The sequence below is a fragment of the Paenibacillus sp. NPDC057886 genome (assembly GCF_042796655.1).
GTDB lineage: Bacteria > Bacillota > Bacilli > Paenibacillales > Paenibacillaceae > Paenibacillus.
Map to the genome: position 1 here is coordinate 620,890 of NZ_JBHVMZ010000004.1, position 23,398 is coordinate 644,287.

General features: G+C 46.1%; 16 protein-coding genes. 1 reads left to right on the plus strand and 15 read right to left on the minus strand.

Translation table 11 applies throughout. The features are described 5' to 3' along the window. Window positions 1-230: 230 nt before the first annotated feature. The 10 genes from ACFVQB_RS17145 to adhE form a co-directional block, all read right to left on the minus strand. Window positions 231-2,486 carry a stalk domain-containing protein gene (locus tag ACFVQB_RS17145; protein WP_379441247.1) on the minus strand — a complete coding sequence of 752 codons (2,256 nt, stop codon included), beginning with the start codon at window positions 2,484-2,486 and terminating at the stop codon, window positions 231-233. A 286-nt stretch (window positions 2,487-2,772) separates the two neighbouring features. Further along, window positions 2,773-4,434 (minus strand): beta-N-acetylhexosaminidase, encoded by a 1,662-nt coding sequence (gene nagZ, locus ACFVQB_RS17150; protein ID WP_379441249.1) that lies wholly within the window; start codon window positions 4,432-4,434, stop codon window positions 2,773-2,775. A 13-nt stretch (window positions 4,435-4,447) separates the two neighbouring features. Next, window positions 4,448-6,082, minus strand: a complete 1,635-nt coding sequence (locus ACFVQB_RS17155) for a response regulator (RefSeq protein WP_379441251.1) — start codon at window positions 6,080-6,082, stop codon at window positions 4,448-4,450. After that, a complete protein-coding gene (locus ACFVQB_RS17160) occupies window positions 6,079-7,920 on the minus strand; it encodes a cache domain-containing sensor histidine kinase (RefSeq protein ID WP_379441253.1) in 1,842 nt (613 codons plus the stop codon). The genes ACFVQB_RS17155 and ACFVQB_RS17160 overlap by 4 nt, the downstream gene beginning before the upstream one ends. 31 nt (window positions 7,921-7,951) lie before the next feature. Continuing rightward, window positions 7,952-8,782 carry a carbohydrate ABC transporter permease gene (locus ACFVQB_RS17165; protein WP_379441255.1) on the minus strand — a complete coding sequence of 277 codons (831 nt, stop codon included), beginning with the start codon at window positions 8,780-8,782 and terminating at the stop codon, window positions 7,952-7,954. Further along, window positions 8,782-9,666, minus strand: a complete 885-nt coding sequence (locus ACFVQB_RS17170; RefSeq protein ID WP_379441257.1) for a carbohydrate ABC transporter permease — start codon at window positions 9,664-9,666, stop codon at window positions 8,782-8,784. Before ACFVQB_RS17170 ends, ACFVQB_RS17165 begins: the two co-directional genes overlap by 1 nt. Before the next feature lie 166 nt (window positions 9,667-9,832). Further along, complete coding sequence (locus ACFVQB_RS17175) at window positions 9,833-11,197, minus strand: extracellular solute-binding protein (protein WP_379441260.1); 1,365 nt, start codon at window positions 11,195-11,197, stop codon at window positions 9,833-9,835. A 211-nt stretch (window positions 11,198-11,408) separates the two neighbouring features. Further along, window positions 11,409-12,161: a pyruvate formate-lyase-activating protein gene (gene pflA, locus ACFVQB_RS17180; RefSeq protein WP_379441263.1), complete on the minus strand. Its 753-nt coding sequence runs from the start codon at window positions 12,159-12,161 to the stop codon at window positions 11,409-11,411. 82 nt (window positions 12,162-12,243) lie between these two features. Next, window positions 12,244-14,502 carry a formate C-acetyltransferase gene (pflB, locus tag ACFVQB_RS17185; protein ID WP_379441267.1) on the minus strand — a complete coding sequence of 753 codons (2,259 nt, stop codon included), beginning with the start codon at window positions 14,500-14,502 and terminating at the stop codon, window positions 12,244-12,246. Between the two features lie 733 nt (window positions 14,503-15,235). Next, window positions 15,236-17,848 carry a bifunctional acetaldehyde-CoA/alcohol dehydrogenase gene (adhE, locus tag ACFVQB_RS17190; protein WP_379441270.1) on the minus strand — a complete coding sequence of 871 codons (2,613 nt, stop codon included), beginning with the start codon at window positions 17,846-17,848 and terminating at the stop codon, window positions 15,236-15,238. A 430-nt stretch (window positions 17,849-18,278) separates the two neighbouring features. On the opposite strand from adhE, the gene ACFVQB_RS17195 reads away from it, so the two are divergent. Continuing rightward, on the plus strand, window positions 18,279-18,995 hold the full coding sequence (locus ACFVQB_RS17195) for a Crp/Fnr family transcriptional regulator (RefSeq protein ID WP_076291848.1): 717 nt from the start codon (window positions 18,279-18,281) through the stop codon (window positions 18,993-18,995). 80 nt (window positions 18,996-19,075) lie between these two features. On the opposite strand, the gene ACFVQB_RS17200 is transcribed toward ACFVQB_RS17195, so the two are convergent. From ACFVQB_RS17200 to ACFVQB_RS17220, 5 genes are all read right to left on the minus strand, one after another. Beyond that, window positions 19,076-19,789, minus strand: a complete 714-nt coding sequence (locus ACFVQB_RS17200) for a hypothetical protein (RefSeq protein WP_379441275.1) — start codon at window positions 19,787-19,789, stop codon at window positions 19,076-19,078. A gap of 200 nt (window positions 19,790-19,989) precedes the next feature. Further along, window positions 19,990-20,718 (minus strand): hypothetical protein, encoded by a 729-nt coding sequence (locus ACFVQB_RS17205; protein ID WP_379441279.1) that lies wholly within the window; start codon window positions 20,716-20,718, stop codon window positions 19,990-19,992. Window positions 20,719-20,885: 167 nt separating this feature from the next. Continuing rightward, complete coding sequence (locus ACFVQB_RS17210; protein WP_148565210.1) at window positions 20,886-21,182, minus strand: winged helix-turn-helix transcriptional regulator; 297 nt, start codon at window positions 21,180-21,182, stop codon at window positions 20,886-20,888. Window positions 21,183-21,504: 322 nt separating this feature from the next. Then, entirely contained in the window at window positions 21,505-22,233 is a 729-nt protein-coding gene (locus ACFVQB_RS17215) for a ThuA domain-containing protein (RefSeq protein ID WP_379441282.1), read from the minus strand. A 24-nt stretch (window positions 22,234-22,257) separates the two neighbouring features. Then, the gene (locus ACFVQB_RS17220) at window positions 22,258-23,226 is read right to left on the minus strand and encodes a sugar phosphate isomerase/epimerase family protein (protein WP_024631039.1); all 969 of its coding nucleotides are present in this window, start codon (window positions 23,224-23,226) and stop codon (window positions 22,258-22,260) included. Between the last annotated feature and the right edge of the window lie 172 nt (window positions 23,227-23,398).

Consider the following 23,398-nt stretch of genomic DNA (forward strand, 5'->3'; position numbering starts at 1 on the left):
TACTTATGCTTAATTTATATACTTCTAATAATGCCTTAAATGAAGTTCATAGTCAACGAACGAACCTGAGCCCGCTGCTGCTGCAGTAACAATAAAAAGGACTCCATGAACATGGAGTCCTTTCCTGACGGTTTAGATGATCAATCCTTCGGGCGACTTTTGGGGTGACAGGATAAATAGCATATAAGCTTTCACTCCAAACCGTCCGTTCCTGGTGACAGGAGAAGTAATTACTTCTCTGCCGGAAGCGGTGTGAACAGCAGGTTAACCGGCAGATTGCTTCCCGGTGCTGCGGAGAACAGAATCGTTACACTTTGACCATACGAACCTGTACGATAGAGTACACTTTGTTCGTTTGGTGCACTTACGGATTTACCGTTCGAAATCTGAACAACTTCTCCATTAACGAGGGCTACACCCGAGTATTTACCACCACGTGGGTTGAACGAGATCAATGTGCGTGGAGCCACATTATTCAGTGTAATTTTGTACAGTACGCCGAAGTTACCCGCGTTGGAAGCATCTGTGTACGCCATTGGATCTGTTCCGACCAGATTCGGATCACTTGCATTATCCCCGAGCGGCAAGCGAGCAGGCTTCGAACCTACTTCTTGATCGTACGTAATGATACGGGTTGCATTCGGGTATGTTCCCCGGTTATGCACACCATCACGATCCAGTACAGGCAATGTGGACCATACCGTCATTGGATCTTTGTTCTCATCAATCATAATGATATTGTAATCCAGTTCATAGTCACTGAATACATCCGAGTACAAGGAGATGACTTGACCCTGTTTCATAGGAAGAGCACTCAATTCGGTCAGAATTAGCTTGCTCTCTCCAGGCTGGATGTACACTTTCTTTTGTCCTGTCCCGTTCTGTATGGACTGGAACCAGCGATCAATGGACAATTTACCTGCCGCAGTTGCTATTGGTGAAGGACCTGCAAAACCCATGTTTTGCTGCTCAATGGATGCTGTATACGCATTGTTGTTTGTCGCAACAACATACATTTTCACGTTTTTACCTGTGTTGTTCACATGGTGAATCATGAAACGTGTTTGTCCAAAGGAAGATTCCTTATAAACAATACCTTCTGAATTAACGGTTTCGGGGCTGTTACTACGAATCAGCAAACTTGGCTCGTCGTGATAAGTGAAAGGTATTTTCTCCATCGATGGTACCCCACTACCATCGAAGCTGAACTTCTCACCTACTGGTGTAAACAACTGATTAAAATCAGACATGGTGTACAGCGTTTCACCTGTAATGTTAACCGTCTTTGTATAGCTGTCGCTAGCACCATGTTTGTCCGTAACGGTAATCGTTACACTCTTTGGTCCCGGAACAAAGAATGCCAAAGCATTGTTTTCCCATTCGGTTTTCACAATGGCATTTTCATCATCGGTGCTTTGATCAATGTACGTGATCTTTTCACCCATCTTGTACTCTTCCTTGTCTGTCGTAAACATCGCTACAGGAGGAAGATTTGGTTTTTGAACCTGAATCGTTACAGAGTACGGATCACTCCATTGTCCGCTCGAATCCTGGACAGCATACGTTACCGTATATGTACCTGGTTGGTCAAACGAATCCTGACGGCCAGTCCAGCGCTCGTCTACGATGTCCAGTCCCTTGGAAGAGCTTGATTTAGTGTTGTATGTTACCGTGTCTCCTGTAAAAATCTCTTTTTGTACTGTGAAGCTGGCTACCGGTTTGGTATTCAGGTTCAGTACAACAGTCTTGGCAGACTGATTAACTTTATAAGTAATGTTGAGAGCCTGAGTAATCGACGTCAGTGGCACCATGAACGTATTTTTTTGTTGATAGGCTGGGCCCTTCATTGTTCTGGATTCACCGTTCACTGTGTAAATAGTGCTATTCGTTTTGAAGCGAAGCTCATCTTCGCCACTAATAATAATGGTTTCTTTGGTTGTATTGTCATATTTCACTTCATAACCAACCCGATCAACCAGTGCGCGGATCGCTACATAAGATACTCCATTTTTAACAGCCATCGGCTGCCCGGCAAGATATGTTTTGCCGTCTTGCACCATTTTGTTGCTGTTCATATAAAGTGTCAGATCTCCGCCTTTACTTCCGGCTACAGATTGACCGCTTGTAGATGGTTGTTCAACCTCAACTGGAGCCGTTGGAACTGTTGTTTCCTCGCCTGCATCCTCTTCATCAGCAGGGTCTGTAACAGCGTCAACCGGAGTAACGTCTGTACCTGAAGGTTCATTGGTCACCGGGTTTGTTCCTTCGACTTCATTGTTATCAGACTGTTTTGGTTCTGACCCGGACTTTACATCCGATTCCGCGATCGTTTGTTCTTTCTTCACAACCTCCACGGATTTAACATTGGCTGTATTTGTTGTTGTTGTATCACTTTGATCGGCTGCTAGTGCATTCGCTGGAATCGCTGCAAACGCTTGGAATACAGCTAAAGCGGTAAGTATGGATAATTTCTTCTTCAAATTCATTCTTTGTCTTTGGCTCCTTCTGCTCCCATTTTATAAATATCCCCCTCAAAAAGTCATACTATTAGACGCTTAGTACCGGGAAAAGTTGCTAAAAATATTTGATAAGAATTGTAAACATTTAATAGAGCGAAAATACTATGAAAATAGTTATCTATTACACCTTCGACTCAAAACGAATTCTGTATTGCTGACTGTCACAAATTCCAATAAAAAAATCTCTCCAGAGCATGGTTGAATAAGCACCATGCCACAGAGAGATATAGAGAATATAGATTTTTCGAATTTGCTAACGTAAACTGACGGGCAAGCGTCCTGTTGGCTGCAATTCACCTGTTAAGACGAGGGACAATGCGCGAACCACTGCAGGAGTGTTCTCGTACGTACATACATAACTTCCCGGCGTCGGAATCTCCAATAGATCATATGGATTACGCAGAGCGACTACAATCAAGGAATGCTTCTCACTAAGTTTTTGAACCAAATGATGTTGTCCTTTCGGAAGATGGCCTGCGGAAGTGTAAGTACATACGATGATTTGATCTTCATCCGACACATCTTTCAGTATCTGATCCGCTTCATCATAAGTGGGCTGTGTCGTTATTTTGTGCTCCCGAACTCCGCCTCTCAGCTGCGATAACGCCACGCCAAGCGAATCTGTATGAGACCATGGTTCATCCACTTCTGTCCGCTGCACAACCTCGGGCCAGATGACATACACATTCTTTTCAGGGTTTAAGGGAAGCAATCCATCACTCTGAACTACAGTAATGCTATTGGAGGCAATCTCATCCAATCTGGATTCGATGGAGGCCAGCGACCTTGATGATTCATCCTTCTCTTTTGTTGAGAACGTGATCCCATCCTCATCAGATCCATCTGATATAGCATCATTCTCTTCCATAGAGACAAACGTATGCTTCCAATGACCACAACGCGCTGTCTTCCATGAAATAATGCGTTCCAATGCCTTGTTAATGATGGCTTCTTCAACTCTCCCAGTACGGACTGCTTCCACAACGGCTTCCACAGCAGAGACTTGATCTTGCAGTGTGTGACTTACCAGAATTAGATCAGCACCTGCCTCCACAGCACGAATGGCTGCTTCAGCCACACCATATGGCTTGGATATCGCATGCATTTCCAGACAGTCTGTAATAATAATGCCGTCAAAGCCCATTTCTTCGCGTAACAGCCCCGTCAATACTTTACGGGACAATGTAGCTGGAATCGGCTCCGGTTCAATTGCCGGAAAGATGACGTGAGCAGTCATGATGGCATCGACTCCGGCCTCAATAGCGCGACGGAACGGTAGAAGTTCCACCTGATCTAGCCTGTTACGTTCATGAGGTACAGTGACCATACCGAGATGTGAATCCACCGCTGTATCTCCATGTCCGGGAAAATGTTTGGCTGTTGCAGCAACGCCTCGGGATTGATATCCTTTGATGGCTGCTGCACCATGAGCAGCTACGCTCACCGCATTCTCGCCATAGGAGCGCACGCCGATGACCGGGTTAAGAACGTTGTTATTCACATCCAGCACTGGAGCGAGGTTCATATCGATACCGATGCTTTTTAACTCATGACCTAGAATTTGTGCACATTCAAGGGTATAGTCCGGATTCCCCGTTGCTCCAAGCGCCATGTTCCCTGGCACCTGAGTTACTCCCTCTTTGTCAATCCGGGCCACCATCCCGCCCTCCTGATCCACGGAAATGATCAGAGGTAATTCCCCGGCTTCAGCCGCAATCGCTTGCAAGTCGGCAGACAATCGATTGATCTGCTCTACGCTTTCCACATTCCGTCTGAAATAAATGACGCCTCCAACATGATACTCACGGATCAGTTGATTGATCTGTTCATCCGCATGCTGTCCATGGAATCCACACATAAACATCTGTCCTACCCGCTGTTCCAACGAAAGCTGATCGATCGAATTCATACGCATGCTTTCCTCCCCATTATGAACCTGCCCTTTGGTTTGACCTGAATTCAGATGGTTTCATGTGAAAATGTTTATGGAACACTTTGGAGAAATATCGCCGCTCCTTATACCCCGTCGCTTCTCCAATGGCTGTAATACTCCATTCCGTTGTACTCAATAATAAGGCTGCGCTCTCCATCCGCTTATGGGTCATATATTCAACAAAGGTTACACCCATCTGGTTTTTGAACAGCTGGCAAAAGTAGCCCGGACTGATGCCCAGCCAATCAGCTACCTCATCAATGCCCAGATCACATTCCAGTCTGGCGTTCATGTACTCGCACGCAGAACTAATCAACTCAGACACAGAAGGGCGAGGTGCACTTTTCTTATCATGACAAACATAAGCAAGTGCCTCCGCCAGTTCGATTAATTCCTTGATGGAGGTTGCCGAATGCAATGCACTCCAGAAGCGCATTTCGTCTTGTTCAGCCATGACATGTACTTCGCGCAATTCACGAAGCATATGTACAAGCAGAAAACGCAGGCTATTTTCGGCTACGCCATCCAGCGCACTCTTATGCTCGCTCATCCGATGTTTGAGCATAACGAGCAGGTCAATTAATCCCTGTTTATTTCCCTGTCTGATCCAGCGGGTAATCAAGTCCAGATCTTCTTTTGTAATCCACATCGTTGCCCTTCTGGAAGGTTCTTTGGATGACATGATGGAGTGCTGAGCAGATTCCTGTTCCAGCACATCGCTGTGCTGATTAGAATCATTCATGATCAGCAATCGCTGACAGTGCCGGTATCGCTCCGCCATCTGATCGTCCAATTTCACAGGCATAACATCCTGAATGACCCTTGTCTTCATTCCTGAATCCGGCTCAAATGTCGTGTCTAATTCCGACAGAACCTGTTGAGCCAAAGCATCTGCCCGCAATCTCCATTCATCGGAGGCCTCGACCAACATGCACCATTCTCCCTTACGGGCCGAAATCAGCAGAGTTCCTTCGCAGATTCGGTCTGTAATCTCCCTAAGTTTGGAACGAATCATTCCATGCCAGCTTTGGTGCCGTGTTCCGGACCATCCGATCGAATGCTTGAAGTAACCCGACACATCGATAAGCAGCAGGATATACCGTAACGAGGATGCCTGTGGTTCCGGGGAAGAAGGAGGGGAAGAAAATAACGAATCCTCCTCTTTTCGCATCAGGTCAATGATATGTTTGTGCTTTACCCATACTTCCATCTCCGATTTACGGTGGCGTTCAGCCTCCATCTCCAACCGTTTCTTCTGAATCTGACCGGCAAGCTCACGCAATTTATGTTCGAGATCCAGGTAATCGATTGGCTTGCATATGTATTCATGGACATTGTAACGAATGGCCGTACGAGCATATTCGAACTGCTGATATCCTGTCAGCAAAATAATCTCGCAAGTTTCACCTTGTTCCCGCAACATTCGAATCAGTTCCAGACCATCCATGGAGGGCATACGAATATCACATAACATGATGTCAGGGTGACATTCTGCAACTTTATCCAGTGCTTCTGACCCGCTTCTGGCCGTACCCACAATTTCAATGCCCATGTCTTCCCATGGCAAAATATAACTCAAATTCTCCAAAATCGGCAGCTCATCGTCAACCAACAACGCGGTTAGATTCATTCATCTTCCCCCTGCTCATATTGTGGAATAATACATTGAATGATGGTGCCATGTCCCGGAGAGGAACATATAAACACCCCGTATCCGGCCCCATATTGAATCCTTATCCGATCCGCAACACTTCTTAACCCCAGCCCTCGGCGCTCTGCCATTGAAGACATTGGCTTCGTTCCCTCAGCCATGATGTATTCAGGTGGATCTTCTGCCATATATTCGAATCGAGCCAACATTTCCTGGGGAATACCGATACCATTATCCTCAACTCGCAGCACCAGGTTATTCCGTTCCACAAATCCACTGATCCGAAGTATACCTTGATATTCAATTCCCTCAAACCCGTGCTGAATACTATTTTCCACAAGTGGTTGGAGTGTAAGCTTGAGTATGGATGATGTGTACAGATGAGATGGAATGTCGATCTCATACCGGAACAAATCACTAAACCTGTAATGCTGGATCTCAAGATAACTCTGCAAGTGCCTTAACTCCTCACTGAGCGAAATCTCCTCCTGATCCTGAATACTGATCCGCAGCATATTGCCAAGGCGTGTCACCATTTCACTTACTTTACGCCCTTCTCCCCTCATGGCTAGTCCGTTAATGGATTCCAGCGTATTAAATAGAAAATGTGGTTTGATCTGGGCTTGAAGCACGCGTAGTTCTGCCTTGGCTTTCTGTTCCTGCTCTGCACGCACACGTCGGAACAGACCTCCGATCCGATCCAGCAATTCATTGAACCCTTGGGCAAGCAGCTGCATCTCGTCAAAGCCGCTTCCTTCGACTCGGGCATTAAAGTCTCCGTCATCTACACGCCTCATAAATCGTACGAGCACAGCAATATTTCCTGTAATCCGATTCATGAAGAACACATTGAAAACCATCGCAGCAAGCAGACACAGCAGAATGATAATAATAGACCAGCCTGCGAACACATTCGTCTCTGCGGATAATGCTTCCCATGAAGTGACACTGACCAGACTCCAGTTATAGTTTTTCAGATGATATTGTGAAATGATGCTTTCACTGCCATCGAACACTGCTCTGGTACTGCTGAACCCTGGTCCGTAAATTCCAGAACGCACACCCAGATTCTCCATCTTCTCTCCGCTGTAGCGTCCGGAAGGATCGTATACGATCAGACCCTCTTCATTGATCAGCAAGAACGAAGTATCCTGTGCAGGATCACTTATTTGCAAATGGCGGAAGATGCGGTCCATCTCCCCTTTTTTAATCTGAACGACAAGGACCCCAATATTCTGAAAATAACTGAGTTCCTTGACTAACCGAATCTGAGTAAAGACAGGCTCTACACCCGTCAGTTCAGGATATTCCAGAGGGGCCAGCCATATAGGCACGCCGTTGAGATCCTGGATTTCTTTGAATATTGGATGAACTTTAAATTGTTGAAAAGGAAGCGCTTGAAAATTTTCCTTCGTAAATATAGAGACAATCTGGTTATCCTGTGACGAACGCGGACGCAAATCATACAAGAAGGCATAACTGATGAACGGGTAGTTGTATATAAGGGAACGGAAATTACGCTGGCTGGCATTCAGCGACAATTGATTACCGATTCCAAGGTCCTGTTTGCTCGGATCTTTGGCGTTCAAAGCCATCTGGAATACTGATGTGGCAATGCCGTTGTCCGTGACATTGTTGATCTGCTGAAAAACATTCTCGATATTATAGCTAATCGCCTGGAGTGCATATTCAGACTGCTGATTGTATTTTTTCTCAATCGTATGTGATGTGACCAAGAACATGCCGATTCCAAGCGTGCACATCGGTACAATGATGAGCAACAGAAATGCCATGGCCAGCTTCATCCGCAAGTTCATTTCCCGTTCTCCCTATATAACGCATCGTTAATTAACCTTTAACACTACCTGCCGTTACGCCTTCAATAATTTTCTCCTGCAATATGGCGTAGATCACAACAACCGGTACAACACTGTATACAATGCCTGCTGACATCTGGGCATAATTCATCTGATACTGATCACGAAACTGGACCATGCCGACAGGCAGGGTACGCAGTTTATCGGTGGATAAGAAATAGTTGGCGAGTAAAAATTCGTTCCAGTTGCCGAGGAAATTTACGATAAACACCGTAACAATGGCTGGAACTGTAAGGGGTATCACTATTCTAGCAAAGATACCCGGAGCCCTCAACCCATCCATTACTGCAGCTTCCTCAATTTCTCCAGGAAGTGATCGCATAAAGGCAGCCAGAATTATAATCGTGAACGGAATTGCATTTGCAACATAAGGAATGATTAGCGCCAAATGAGTATCCAAGATGCCGAGCTTGCGGACAAGCAAATAAATCGGCAGCATGAGCGCATTATTAGGAATCAGCATGCCCGCCAGAATGAGACTGTACAGCAACATGCTCCATTTGCGGTGTCTCATCCGGGTTATAGCAAAAGCAAACATGGCACCCAGCACAATGGTTCCGACTGAGGACAAGACCGAAATGTACATACTGTTCCAGAAATACGTTCCAATCTTGGCATTCACCCAGGCCTCCACGTAGTTATTAAACACCCAAGTGGAAGGCAGACCGAACGGATTCAGTGCAATTTCGTTGTTATCCTGCTTAAATGAAGAAAAGATTACGAATAAAAAGGGAAACAGAATCGCAAGTAGATACAACATCAACAAAACATGAGGTATACTGCCTTTTATGCTCTTTGCCATCAATATTCCACCCTTTCGTTGCGTCTCGCCACCAACAACTGATATACCGCGGTGAGCACAAGCGTCAGAGCAAAGATCAGAACCGCAATCGTATTGCCATAGCCATATTTAAAATTGGTGATCGCATATTTGATCATATACGTGGCAAGCACTTCGGTAGAGCCTGCTGGCCCCCCTTTGGTCATAACCAGTACAATATCAGCTGCCTTCATCGCCCCGGCAATAGACAGCATAATGACGACGGAAATGATAGGTCTGATTAGTGGTAATGTAATTTTGAATGCTCTTTGTACGGCTGTTGCTCCATCGATGGCTGCCGCTTCATCCAGATCCTTGGGAATAGCCAGAATGGCCGCCAAAACCATGACAATATAGAATCCCGTCCACTGCCAAGCATTGGTTACGAGAATGGATATCATTGCGAATCGGTTATCGGACAACCAATAGACCGGCGAAATTCCTACCGTTTCAAGTAACTGATTCAACAGGCCGATGTTAGGTTCGTAGATGAATCCCCACAGAATACCGATAACTGCCGTTGACATAATGGACGGCAAAAAGACGGCTGTTTTGTATAATCCCTTCAATCTCTTCACGTTTGCAATGAGCAGGGAAAACAACACAATGAGAGGCACCTGGATCAAAACGGAAAATGCGATAAAGAAACCGTTATTGCGCGTAGAAATCCAAAAACGTTCATCTGTCAATGCTTTTGCATAGTTGGACAGTCCCACAAAACGCGGCTCTGAGGATACACCGTTCCAACTGGTCAGACTGTAATAGAGCGAACTGCCGATAGGATACAGGAAAAACATGATAAACAAGATCAGTGCCGGCAACACAAACAACGTATAGATCAGCGGGCTGCGGAGTGAAGTGTTCATGATCTACCTCCTTCAGTGACTTCAACTTCTTATGCTCATATTTAGAGCAGATTCCTCAGCGGTGTAAATTGTTTAGATTAGACCAAGGGTTTTACCCCGGCAGTGTTCCAACCGGGGTAAACCAGCATGGTGTTAAATCGGTACGGTTCTTTGCTTGAAAGATCGATTATTCTACTGAAGCATTAGCCTCTTCCTGAACCTTTTGCAATTCTTCGGCCATTTTCTCTGGTGTCGTCTGTCCACCAACCAGCTTCTGAATTTGCAAGTTACTGATCTCTGTTGTTACATCGGCCTGAACGAGTGCATCGAATGCCGGGAATGAAGTCTGCGATGCATTCAGAACTGCTACAATTTCTTTCATCAAATCGTCGGTGATGCTGTCTGTCAGCACTTTTTCATCCAGTTTCATCGCTGGTAACACACCGTCTTCTACGAGTCCACGTACTTGCATATCTTCGTTGTAGAAGTTTTTGATAAAGGCTTTAACAGCCGCCAGCTTCTGAGGGTCATCCGCAACCGCTGCAGAGAAACCATATCCGTTATTGACGTCACGCATCAGGGCCGTCTGATCGCCTACACCGTTCTCTACTGGAGGCATATTAAAGAAACCAACCTTGCCAATGAGTGATTCACCGCTCTGTCCTTCTTTAAATACAGAAGATTTCCACGTTCCATCGTACATCAGAATCGCTTCACCACTCGTAAATTGAGTTGTATATTCTGCATATTCAAAGCCAAGCTCGCCTTTTTTGAAGTACCCTTTATCCACCCATTCCTTATGCTTCGCGAATCCTGCAACAACGCCTGGATCCGTCCACTTGGCTTCGCCTGTTGCAAATTTTGCCGTAATATCAGGTCCAGCGTAACGGGACCACAGATGGTTCGTTAACATGAGTGGAACCCAGCCTGCTTTGGAAGCAGAAGCAAGTGGTACCTTGCCATCAGCTTTGATCTCAGCGAGCATATTATCCAGTTCAGCCATTGTTGAAGGCGCTTTCCAACCTTTTTGCGTAAAGTACTCTTTATTGTAGAAGAATCCTTCACCCGATCCGCCAATAGGCAGTCCGTACACTTTACCTTCATAGGTGAATGGTTCAAGCGATGAAAATTGGTCCTGAATGCCCAGCTCTTGCAAGATTGGCGTGAGATCCAACAACATGCCTTCTTTGGCATATACTTTGGAGTCCGGGCTACCGAACAATTCGAAGATATCCGGCGGATTGCCTGCTGCCATCTCTCCACGAAGTTTCTCCTTACGGTTTACATCGGATTCAACTCCATCCAGTGTAAAGGTCAGGTTGGGTACTTCGCTCTCCACTTTGGCCACAACGTCCTGCAGAATGGCCAGCCTTTTTTGTTTGTCGGCACCCACCTGAGTGTGACGGAGAAGCATCTCAACCGGTTCCTTGCTTGTCTCTGCGGGCGCATTGCCTGCTCCCTGTTGCGGTTCGTTAGTTGAGCTCGAACAACCTGCCAATGTCCATGATGTGATAAGCAATAATGAAAGCAGTAATGTCATTCCTTTTTTCATTCGTATGACCCCCCTCAAGATATTGAGCATTTGGCTTTACACTCTGATTATAAAAAGTTGTAGCTTACATCGTAAGGATGACAATTCATCAATGGAGGGATAAAATCCTTCACTGGACAAATAATCTTGTATTTACAATGGATAACAGCAAAAAAAAACAGCCCCTGCGAAACATGTTCGCAAAGACTGCTTGGTTGGTATATAACTGTTGTTACTGATTAGAGCAAGCCATGCCCGCTGTCTCCGCACGACCTTGTTCAATCAGGCGATACGCCCGCTCTACTTCCTCATCACTCGGAGAAGGAACACCATCGAGCGGATAAGCTTTCCCCAGCGCCTGCCATTTGTAGATACCCATCTGATGATAAGGCAGGATTTCGAACTTCTCGACTCCATTTAGCGTTCCAATAAACCGTCCCAGATTGAGCAAGTCTTCTTCCTCATTGTGAATCCCCGGCACATACACGTGACGAATCCACATTTTTCGTCCCTGTTCCGATAACCACTGTGCGGTGCGCAATGTTCTCTCGTTGGATTTGCCTGTCAGCTTGATATGTTTCTCATCATTGATGTGCTTCAGATCTAGCAAAACAAGGTCCGTGTTATCCAACAAATCATGAATTCGATCCGGTTCATTGAACCCATTGCTGTCCAGCGTAGTATGCAATCCCCAGCGACGTTTCGCTTCTTTGAAAACTTCGGCTACAAAATGAGCCTGTAATGTTGGCTCCCCGCCGGATACCGTAAGTCCTCCGCCGGAACTGCGATAGTAGGACAAGTACGGCTCGATTTCAGCCAATACCTCCTCTACGCTCATTTCCCTGCCACCATCCAGTGCCCATGTATCCGGATTGTGACAATACTGGCATTTGAGCAGACATCCCTGCATAAAAAGCACGAAGCGGATGCCTGGGCCGTCAACCGTCCCGAAAGTTTCGAGTGAATGAATATGTCCATTAACCATGCTGCCTCTTCCTTTCTGTATCGCATCCGCTGTGCGTTAGTATGGAGATTCTGCACCTTTGAACTGTTGAGTTAAGTCCGAGTTACATCGAACCGTGGAAGGTCCGGTTAATGACATCGAGTTGTTGCTCACGTGTCAGTTTGATGAAGTTAACCGCGTAACCGGATACCCGTACAGTCAGCTGCGGATAGTTTTCCGGGTGATCCATCGCGTCAATTAACTGCTGACGATCAAATACGTTCACGTTCAGATGGTGTGCCCCTTGACCAAAGTAACCGTCCATCATGGCAACCAGATTGGATTTGCGTGTGTCTGACTCTTTTCCGAGTGCTTTAGGCACGATGGAGAATGTGTTAGAGATCCCGTCAAGGCTGTGTTCGTACGGCAGTTTGGCTACTGAGCCAAGGGATGCCAGTGCACCTTTTTTATCCCGACCATGCATTGGGTTCGCTCCTGGTGCAAACGGTTCGCCTGCTTTACGGCCATCCGGTGTTGTACCTGTTTTCTTGCCGTACACCACGTTGGATGTGATCGTCAGCACAGACTGTGTTGGGATCGCATTACGATACGCTTTGTGTTTGCGAATCATGCCCATGAAGCTTTCCACCAGTTCAACTGCGATGCTGTCAACACTGTCCTCATTGTTACCGTAACAAGGGAAATCCCCTTCAATTTCAAAATCAATTGCGATGCCTTGTTCGTTGCGGATCGGTTTAACTTTCGCATACTTGATTGCACTCAGGGAGTCTGCTGCAACCGAGAGGCCGGCAATACCGCAAGCCATCGTACGAACGATGTCACGGTCATGCAGGGCCATTTCAATACGCTCGTAGCTGTATTTGTCATGCATGTAGTGAATGACGTTGAGTGAGTTCATATACAGTTTCGCAAGCCATTCCATCATCGGTTTGAAACGTTTCATCACTTCATTGTAATCCAGTACTTCGCTTGTGATCGCCGGATATTCAGGTCCAACTTGTGCACCCGATTTCTCGTCACGACCGCCGTTGATTGCATACAGTAATGCTTTTGCGAGGTTGGCACGAGCGCCGAAGAACTGCATTTGTTTCCCGATCTTCATCGCAGATACGCAACAAGCAATCCCGTAATCGTCTCCGTAGATCGGACGCATCAGATCATCATTTTCATACTGGATGGAGCTCGTTTCGATGGATACTTTTGTACAGTATTGTTTGAACGCTTCCGGAAGCTTGGTGGACCAAAGTACCGTCAGGTTCGGCTCAGGTGCAGGACCCAGATTGTTCAGGGTGTGCAGGAAACGGAAGCTGTTTTTCGTAACACGGGTTTCTCCATTCACGGACATGCCACCGATGGATTCAGTTACCCATGTTGGGTCTCCACTGAACAATTCATTATAATCCGGCGTACGCAGGAATTTGACGATCCGCAGTTTCATAACAAAATGGTCAACCAATTCCTGAGCCTGTTCTTCAGTTAGCAAGCCTTCTTGCAGATCACGTTCCATGTAAATATCAAGGAAAGAAGATACACGTCCAAGCGACATCGCCGCACCATTTTGCTCTTTGATTGCAGCCAGATAACCGAAGTAGAGCCATTGGAACGCTTCTTTTGCGGTTGTGGCTGGCAAGGAAATATCGAAACCATGCATTTCACCCAGTTGTTTCAATTCTTGCAATGCACGAATCTGCTCGGACAGTTCTTCACGCAGGCGAATGACATCTTCATCAATTACGTCAACTTCAAGTGCATTCAGTTCGCCTTTTTTATTTCGAATCAGGAAGTCCACGCCATAGAGAGCTACCCGGCGATAGTCACCGATGATCCGGCCGCGGCCGTAAGCATCCGGCAGACCGGTTATAATCCCTGCTTTACGTGCTGCACGCATTTCGGATGTATAAGCATCAAATACGCCCTGGTTATGTGTTTTACGGATGTTCGTAAATATATCAATGACGCCTTGAGGCATTTCAAAACCATAAGCTTCACAAGCATCAATCATCATGCGAATTCCACCGAATGGCTGAATGGAACGTTTGAATGGAGCATCCGTTTGAACACCAACAATCTGTTCTTTGGATTTATCCAGATAACCTGGTTGGTGAGAAACAATCGTCGCTGGCGTATTTACGTCAACATCGAGTACCCCGCCGTTATCGCGCTCTTTTTTGGTCAGATCGGATACGATATCCCATAACTCTTTCGTATTCTGAGTTGCACCTGCAAGAAATGCTTCGTCGCCATAGTAAGGAGATAAGTTGTGTGCCAGAAAATCATTCACATCTACGGATTTCGTCCATGTTCCTTTGGTAAAGTTTCTCCAGCCTGTTTGTTGTTTGACATCTTTTTCGATCACCGACATAGTAATCCCTCCACAAATTTGGATTTCCGGACACATGACAGGATGCTTCACTCGTCTCATCTGTGCCCAGAGCCGCGATTAATGTGATAAATTTCACATGTAAGCCGGAACATGTTCTCTCTACTTGGGAACCGGAACCGCGGATGAATGTTTTTCTTACATTTTCAGTATACGTCTTGGCTCTTTCATCATCTGTGATTTTTATCACAAAGTTTGTGACCATCCTCACTCCACCTGTGCTGTGTCAAGTTGAACCCTAAATTATTCACACTTAGCCACTACGCGGGCAGAACAACTTCCGATCAATGTTCAAACCCGATTTCCCCGATCGAACAATAAAATTTAAAAGAAAGGATATGTACACTGGCCACTCCAAGGATAGAACAACCTTCCGATCGCTGTTACCCCCAGATTTTTTTGATTCCCTTTTAAAAAGGTAAAATCCGGGGATAAAGGCGAGCGCTATCGCTTCTTCAGGTTTTTTCTCTCCTCTACGTTATCGTGTACATGTATGGTTCAAACTATATAGCATAGAAGGTTAAAATCGTGCTTGAAAGCGAACGCTTCGCTTCTTCAGTTTTTTCTACCCTCTCCGTTATGGTGTGAAAACCTGGTTCAAACGGCTACTGCAAGGATTCCGTTATACCTTTTTTTACAAAAAAGACGGCAATCGGGGCTCCCCTTACGGGGAACCCTGACTATATCTGCCTAAATCCTGCTGTTGCTTTAATTGTTATTCAAACTTGCCGTAGAAAGCGTTGCGGTATACATCTGCCAGTTCAGTCACCAGCGGCAGTTTTGGATTGGCTGTTGTACATTGGTCCTCGAATGCACGGTCTGCCAGATAATCCACATGTGCTTCAAAGTCTTTGGCATCGAATCCGATTTCCTGGAACGACTCTTCAATACCCAATGTTTTGTTCAGTTTGCGAATGGCATTGATGAGGCTGGTCACCCCTTCTTCTGTCGTACGAGCAGGCAATCCCAGAATGCGGGCAATTTCGGCATAACGCTCATCTCCCACAAAGTGCGAATATTTCGGGAACGATGCAAATTTGGTCGGTTTTTTCGCATTGTAGCGAATGACGTGTGGCATCAGGATCGCATTGGTACGTCCATGTGCGGTGTGGTACTGACCGCCCCATTTGTGTGCCAAGCTGTGGTTAATGCCCAAGAACGCGTTGGCAAAAGCCATACCTGCAATCGTCGAAGCATTATGCATTTTCTCACGAGCCAGTTTGTCACCTTGCAGCGCCGATTGCTCAAGATATTGGAATACCAGCTGGATCGCTTTGATCGCGAGTCCATCCGTGTAATCATTCGCCATGACGGATACATATGCTTCAATGGCGTGAGTCAATACGTCCATACCTGTATCCGCAACAGCGGTTTTAGGCAGAGAGTATACGAATTCTGGGTCTACGATGGCTACATCTGGTGTTAACTCGTAGTCTGCCAACGGATATTTGGTATTCCCTTGATTTTTGTCCGTGATAACCGCAAACGATGTTACTTCCGAACCTGTGCCCGAAGTTGTCGGGATGGCTACGAATTTCGCTTTCACGCCGAGACGTGGATATTTGTAGATCCGTTTGCGGATATCCATGAATTTTTGCTTCAAGTCGTTAAAGTCTGTGTCTGGATATTCATAGAACAACCACATCGCTTTGGCAGCATCCATCGGTGATCCCCCGCCGAGTGCGATAATGCAGTCTGGCTGGAAGCGGCGCATCATTTCCGTACCGCGGTCTACCGTTGTTGTGGATGGATCGGGTTCTACATCAGAGAACACTTCAATGGCTACCGGCATTTGACGTTGACGCAGATAGTGCTCTACTTTTTCCACATAACCGAGTTTGACCATCATGGCATCCGTAATAATGGCTACACGTGTGATGTCCGGCATTTTGGCAAGATACTGTGTTGCACCTTTTTCGAAATAGACTTTGTTCGGCACTTTGAACCACTGCATATTCACGGTACGGCGAGCCACCCTTTTCACGTTGATTAAGTTCACAGCGGTTACGTTGGAAGAAGTCGAGTTCCGTCCATACGATCCGCAGCCCAATGTCAGAGACGGCATGTTGGTATTGTAGATGTCACCGATGGCGCCGTGTGTGGATGGTGAATTCACGATAATCCGTCCGGTTTGCAGACGATCTGCGAATTTGCCAATGACTTCTTCGTTCGTCGAATGAATAACGGAGGAGTGACCCATGCCGCCAAAAGCAACCACTTCTGCTGCACGCTCAATCCCTTCAGCTGCCGTTTTCACTTTGTAACAAGCCAGTACCGGACTCAGTTTCTCAGCTGACAATGGGAACTTCGTGCCCACCCCTTCAATCTCGGCTACGAGAATTTTGGTGCCAGCAGGAACCTCGATCCCGCACATTTGCGCAATGCTGACTGCAGATTGACCAACAATCGCTGGGTTCACCGCACATTTCTCAGCGTTAATCGCACCTGCGGTCAGTTTCGCAGCCTCATCCTTGTTGACGAAGTAACAACCGTTAGCGATCATTTTCTTTTTCACCTGATCGAAGATCGGTTCTTCGATGATGACTGATTGCTCGGAAGCACAGATCATGCCGTTATCAAACGATTTGGATAAAATCAGATCCGTTACCGCTTGGTTGATATCTGCACTTTTCTCAATAAAGCAAGGAACGTTACCCGGCCCTACGCCCAGTGCCGGTTTACCACAGCTGTATGCGGCCCGTACCATGCCTGATCCGCCTGTTGCCAGAATGAGCGCCACATCATTATGATTCATCAGCGCGTTTGTACGATCCATGGAAGGATCATCAATCCACTGGATACAATCCGCTGGAGCACCATGCTTCACTGCAGCTTCCATTAGAATTCTAGCCGCTTCCCGGCTACAGTTCTGTGCAGATGGGTGGAAACCGAAGATGATCGGGTTACGCGTTTTGATGGAAATCAGTGCTTTGAACATCGTGGTGGATGTCGGGTTCGTTACCGGGGTAATCCCCATGATGATGCCGACAGGCTCCGCAATTTTCTGGAAGCTTTCGTATTCGTTATCTTCAATAACCCCTACTGTTTTGTCATATTTGATGCTATGATACACATATTCTGTTGCAAATATATTTTTGGTGATTTTATCCTCATACACACCCCGGCCTGTTTCTTCCACGGCCATTTTGGCGAGCATCATATGTTTGTCCAGACCTGCCAGCGCCATCGCTTGCACGATGCGGTCAATCTGTTTCTGATCCATGGACATGAATGCTGCATGTGCTTTATTCGCTTTGTCAATTAACGTTTGAATATACTGACCTGCTGTCGGTTCTTTTACTGGGGCGACTTCGTTCTTTACAGCCATCTCCCTCATCCTCCTAAAGGTTCGTATTGGTTTGTCTCTCTTCTTTACATTCACATCGTACCATGGGGAATGGGTTAATTATGTGATTTTTTTCACAAAGTATAACAAATTTAATTTAAGTTTTTTAGTGTCCCTCACTTAGCCATTTAGTCTTCCTATTAAAACTATAGGGCTGTCAGATTCATCCTCCCCTTTATAAAGTGAATTTAATCACAATGTTTGAAATTTCGCCATTTTTGCCCCCTTTCCATGCCCCTCAAACGGCAAGATAAGGTATATACTGAACTTAAAAATTGAACCACCGCAATTTGTACCGTCCTTCCCGGCCGAGAGATGACCCTGATCAGGACGGCAACGGTTTGCGGCGAACCACGGGGGCCAGTCCAAGCTGCAGAAGGCCGTCCGATGGACACAAAGGGGAGATAGACTTATGAGAGAACAACTGAGTGTACTGGAAAAACGCGGAAATACCAACTGTTTCTCGGAAGCGAATTTCAACCATCTGCTCGTAACGATGAAGGACAGAACCTATCCGGAAGGAACCCATCTGTATTGGGAAGGAGATGTCTCTGACAAACTTTATTATATGAAACGGGGTCGTGCCCAGATCACCAAATCCACGGATGAAGGCAAGGAACTGATCATGTACATGTATCAATCCGGTGATATGATTGGTCAGGCTGATCCGTTCTTCGGATCGAAACACAGCTTTTCTGCGGAAGTGCTTGAGGACAGTGAGATCGGTGTACTGGAGCACAAAGACCTGGAGATGCTGATCTGCCAACATTGTGACTTTGCGATCGACTTTATGAAATGGATGGGCATCCACCACCGGTTAACCCAGACCAAATTCCGTGATTTGATGTTATATGGCAAACCAGGCGCACTCTGCTCCACGCTAATTCGCTTGTCCAATTCCTATGGTGAGCCTCATGGAGAGCATGTCATGATTCATAAAAAAATAACGCACACGGATCTGTCCAACATGATTGGAGCGACCCGTGAAAGTGTCAACCGCATGTTAAGCGATCTGCGCAAAAAAGACGCCATTGAATACGACAACGGCATGATTGTCATTAAGGATCTGCACATGCTGCAGGGCATCTGCCACTGCGAATTGTGTCCTAACGAGATTTGCCGAATCTGACGTTTTCCCGTCTTGTAATCACCTAATATACAAATGAAAAAAGCCCATCTTCTGAGACGAAGATTGGGCTTTTGTTATGCTTAAGATACAGTAGTCAACTCGAGCTTTACTGCATCACGTGGATTCAACTTCATGTCCAAACCGTTTTCCATCAGTTCCTTGTCATTCACCATGATCATCCAGCGTTGGTTCATCCGGGGAATTACATTTTCAACGGAAACAACGAATTTGTTGTTCTCCGACATTCTTACAATCCCACTGGACTTCAATACATCACGCACAGTACATTCCTGAACATACACCCCGGCATATTGACGATTGAGATTTGGCATAATATTTCCACCGCTCACCTTGAGTAATGTTGTTTGGTAAACAACATCGTCTCCCCCACTGTCAGCGGCTTTTACATATATGATCACTTCATCTTTGACATGAAGCTCCATGTCCCAATTTTCCGGGTCAATATCCTTGCCATTCAGTTTGACAGCCCAGCTAAGGGAGGAATCGAGCGAAACTTCCCCAACGGATTGGATCCGCTTGCCATCTGCCGTAAAATCGACAAGTCCACTGTTCAATAGTGCTTTCTTGAGCGTCAGACCTTCACTAAAATCTCTCTTAATGGACTTCGTTGCGTCAGGCAAAAAAGTACTGCCATCCACTGCCACAGTAATAGTATTTTGCGATTCGTTCTCTTTGACGATTGGCTGTTCGGAAGGCTGTGTCTCGCTACACCCGGCTAATATAACCAGAATAAGCAGACATATACCTATGTAACCGGGGATTCTCTTCTTCATGTAGGTAACACCACCCTGCGTAAAATCATTCACCCTGTTGTCCATAACCTTTATTATGGCACAAAATTCATGCAAAAAAAGTGTCAATGCCGTTACTTTTCATCCAGCAGCGTCCATAACTGGTTTGTACAACAACACAAAGAGCCTGCAAGCAGGCCCTTTGGCTCCGAATTATCATTAAGGTCTATTGAGTAGCATGGTTACTGAACACAAGCCTGCATGTAGGTGCGGCCTCCGTCTCCATCCTTCAGATATGGATTGAGCCCAAAGAACTGTTCCTCCGACACATAAACGCCTGTCAGCAAACGCCCTTCAAGTAATCCACCATCCACCTGTACACAGAATGAAGGTGCATCCACATATTCCTGGTAGAGCGGAATCTGACCAGATGAATGGTGTACCTTGGATGCCTTGCCCTGCTCATGCAGCGGCCGTTCAGAGAAATAGGTAGGTACAATATAACGGGCAATCACATCCAGCTCCTGTACAGTGTAGAAGGTGTCATCACCCAGCCAAGGTGCGAACAGACGGATCTTCTCATACTGTGACCATACAATCGCCTGAATCAGCATCTCCGCTTGGACAAAACGACCTTCGCCCACATCCAGATACACACGTTCTTCATGGAAGGTGGCTTCGGCTTGAACCCCGAAATCGGGTTGTCTCAGTTCACATCCAATACATTTCCAGCCTCTTGCTGTCTGAATCCATTTTTGCAGTACCGCCGGAGCCATTACTTGACCATTGTTATTCGTGGAATGAGTCTTCGCTCCTGTAACATCATCCTTAACCGACGGGGAATTTGAAGTTCGTTTAAATAACTCCGCAGCTTTTTTGTAGATCAGATGTACCTGGATGGATGCGCTCTCAAGTTCTGCAATATCTTGCTTGCCGTAGCGTACTTCACGGGATAAGCTTTCTTCTCTCATGACAAGTGGCCTCCTCGCTCCGGCCGCCTGCGGCCATTTTATTTACAATTATACTACAACTCACGACAACATGTGCAGAACCCTTAAGACAAAAACTCCTGATTTCCACTGGAAATCAAGAGCCTTTATCCCATCAGTTCACTTTGTTTGAGCCGGGGAAGGTGTTACTAATCAACCCACTGCTCTGCCCAGTCTTGAATTTGATTCATAACGGGCTGTAGCGCCTTGCCTTTCTCTGTCAGTTCATATTCAATACGAACTGGCGTCTCCGGATAGACATGGCGGATCAGAATTCCTTCGCTCTCCAGATCCTTCATCCGTTCCGACAGCATCTTATCACTCATCGATGGAATCAGGTTGGAGATATCCTTGAATCGCTTCGAACCACTCATCAACGTTTGAATAATCAGACCGTTCCAGCGCTTACCCAGAAAAGAAAACGCCGTCTCAAAGCGCGGACACATCCGCAAATCTTGGCCTTCCACATTAATCACCTCTTTAGAGATCACTCAACTTACGTTTAGTTAGTATATTTCATAATAACATATTTAAGTCTGAAAGAAAACGTCTGCCGCTAAAAAGTTAAAATTTTAGAGGCATAACTCAACTTCGATGATACAACTCAGTATACATCACATGGGACATAGGAACCATGGGAAAATATCGTCTAACTCCCATGTAGCTATCTTACCCAAAAAGAACCCAGCTGCCACAGTCATAATCGACTTGGAGAAGGGTTCCCTGGTATACCATTTATTTCATGTGTTTACACAGCCAATTTGCGACCTATACCAGCACGTTACCAAGTGATCTTACAGGTTCGCTGAAGCCGTATTCCGGCTTAACATTGCGCGCAGGATATGCCCACTTCACTCCATTGCTGATCACTTTTAAAATTTCCGGATTGTAGAAGGTCGGGTACGTTTCATGACCTGGACGGAAATAAAAGATTTTGCCTGAACCGCGGAGGAACGTACATCCGCTCCGGAATACTTCTCCGCCTTGGAAATTACTCACAAACACTAGCTCATCCGGCACTGGAATATCGAAGAATTCCCCGTACATTTCTTCTTTTTCCAGAATAATCTTACCATTGATGCCCTCGGCAATCGGATGGGACGGATTCACACACCAGATAATCTCCTGTTCATTGGCTTCACGCCATTTCAGATCACAACTTGTGCCCATCAGCGCCTTGAATGGCTTGGAGAAGTGACCGGAGTGCAGCACAATCAACCCCATACCATCCAGGACCCGCTGTGCAACCTTTTGTGAAATCTCGTCGCTCACACGATCATGCGCCATATGTCCCCACCATATAAGCACATCTGTAGAATTCAGCACCTCATCACTTAATCCATGCTCAGGCTGATCCAGTGTTGCAGTGCGAATGGCAAAGCCTTCGCCTCCCAGTCCGTTTGCCAACGCCATGTGCAAACCGTCTGGATAGACTTCCCTTACTTCATCGTGAATTTTCTCATGGACAAATTCATTCCAAATGGTGACGTTAATCATATTCAATTTCCCCCTAGTGTAACTCTAAACCCACCACATATCTCCCAGCGGTTCCTCAATCAACACTTGTTGGAGATTTTGCACAGCTTTAGAGAATCCTTCTTCTACCGACATCAGACCATCTTCGTGTTCAATACTTACGACATAATCATATCCGACCAGACGCAGGGCGCTAATAATATCAGCCCAAGTCTTGTTATCGTGACCATAACCGACCGAGCGGAATTGCCAAGCACGATCAAGCATGTTTGTATAATCCTGCATATCCGTTACACCATATTTATTCACGTTAATTGGATCAATAGTTGTATCTTTCGCATGGAAGTGATGAATCGCGCCTTCACGTCCCAGAATGTGGATCGCTTGCACCGGATCAATCCCTTGCCACCACATGTGGCTTGGGTCCAAGTTGGCGCCAATCACTTCGCCTGCTGCTTCACGCAGTCTCAGCAAGGTAGCTGGTGTATGCACCGAGAATCCACCGTGCAGCTCCAGTCCCACTTTCACATTGTGATCTGCAGCGAATTTGCCCCACTCTGTCCAATAAGGGATAACTTTATTGTCCCATTGCCATTTAAGAACTTCCTGGAAGTCATTCGGCCATGGTGCAACGGGCCAGTTCGGATATTTGGCATCCTCATGGTCTCCCGGACAACCGGAGAATGTATTTACAACAGGCACTTCCAGTTTCTCAGCCAGTTCTACCGTCTTCACGAAATCATCGTGGAATCCTTTCGCAATATCCTTTTGTGGATGAAGCGGGTTACCGTGACAGCTCAATGCACTGATGGTCAGACCACGGGATTCTACTGCATTTTTGAAGTTTTTCAATGCTGTCGGGTTGCTCAGAAGCTCATCCGGCTTACAATGAGCATTCCCTGGATGTCCACCTGTTCCGATTTCTACTGCTTTCAAGCCTTTGGATGCAACATAGTCGAGTGCATCTTCCAATTTACGTCCTCCGAATAGTACCAAAAATACGCCGAGTTTCAAGTGCGATTCCTCCCTAGATTAGATATCATATTAATTGCTATTTTTATGAACAATGAACTGCATAAATATACCGTTCAGATCACATGATTGTACCATTATTGTGGAAAATCAAGAGCTATTCTATCCTGAAATTAAACGTAAGAATACTGGTTATTTCATTGGAAATGAGATC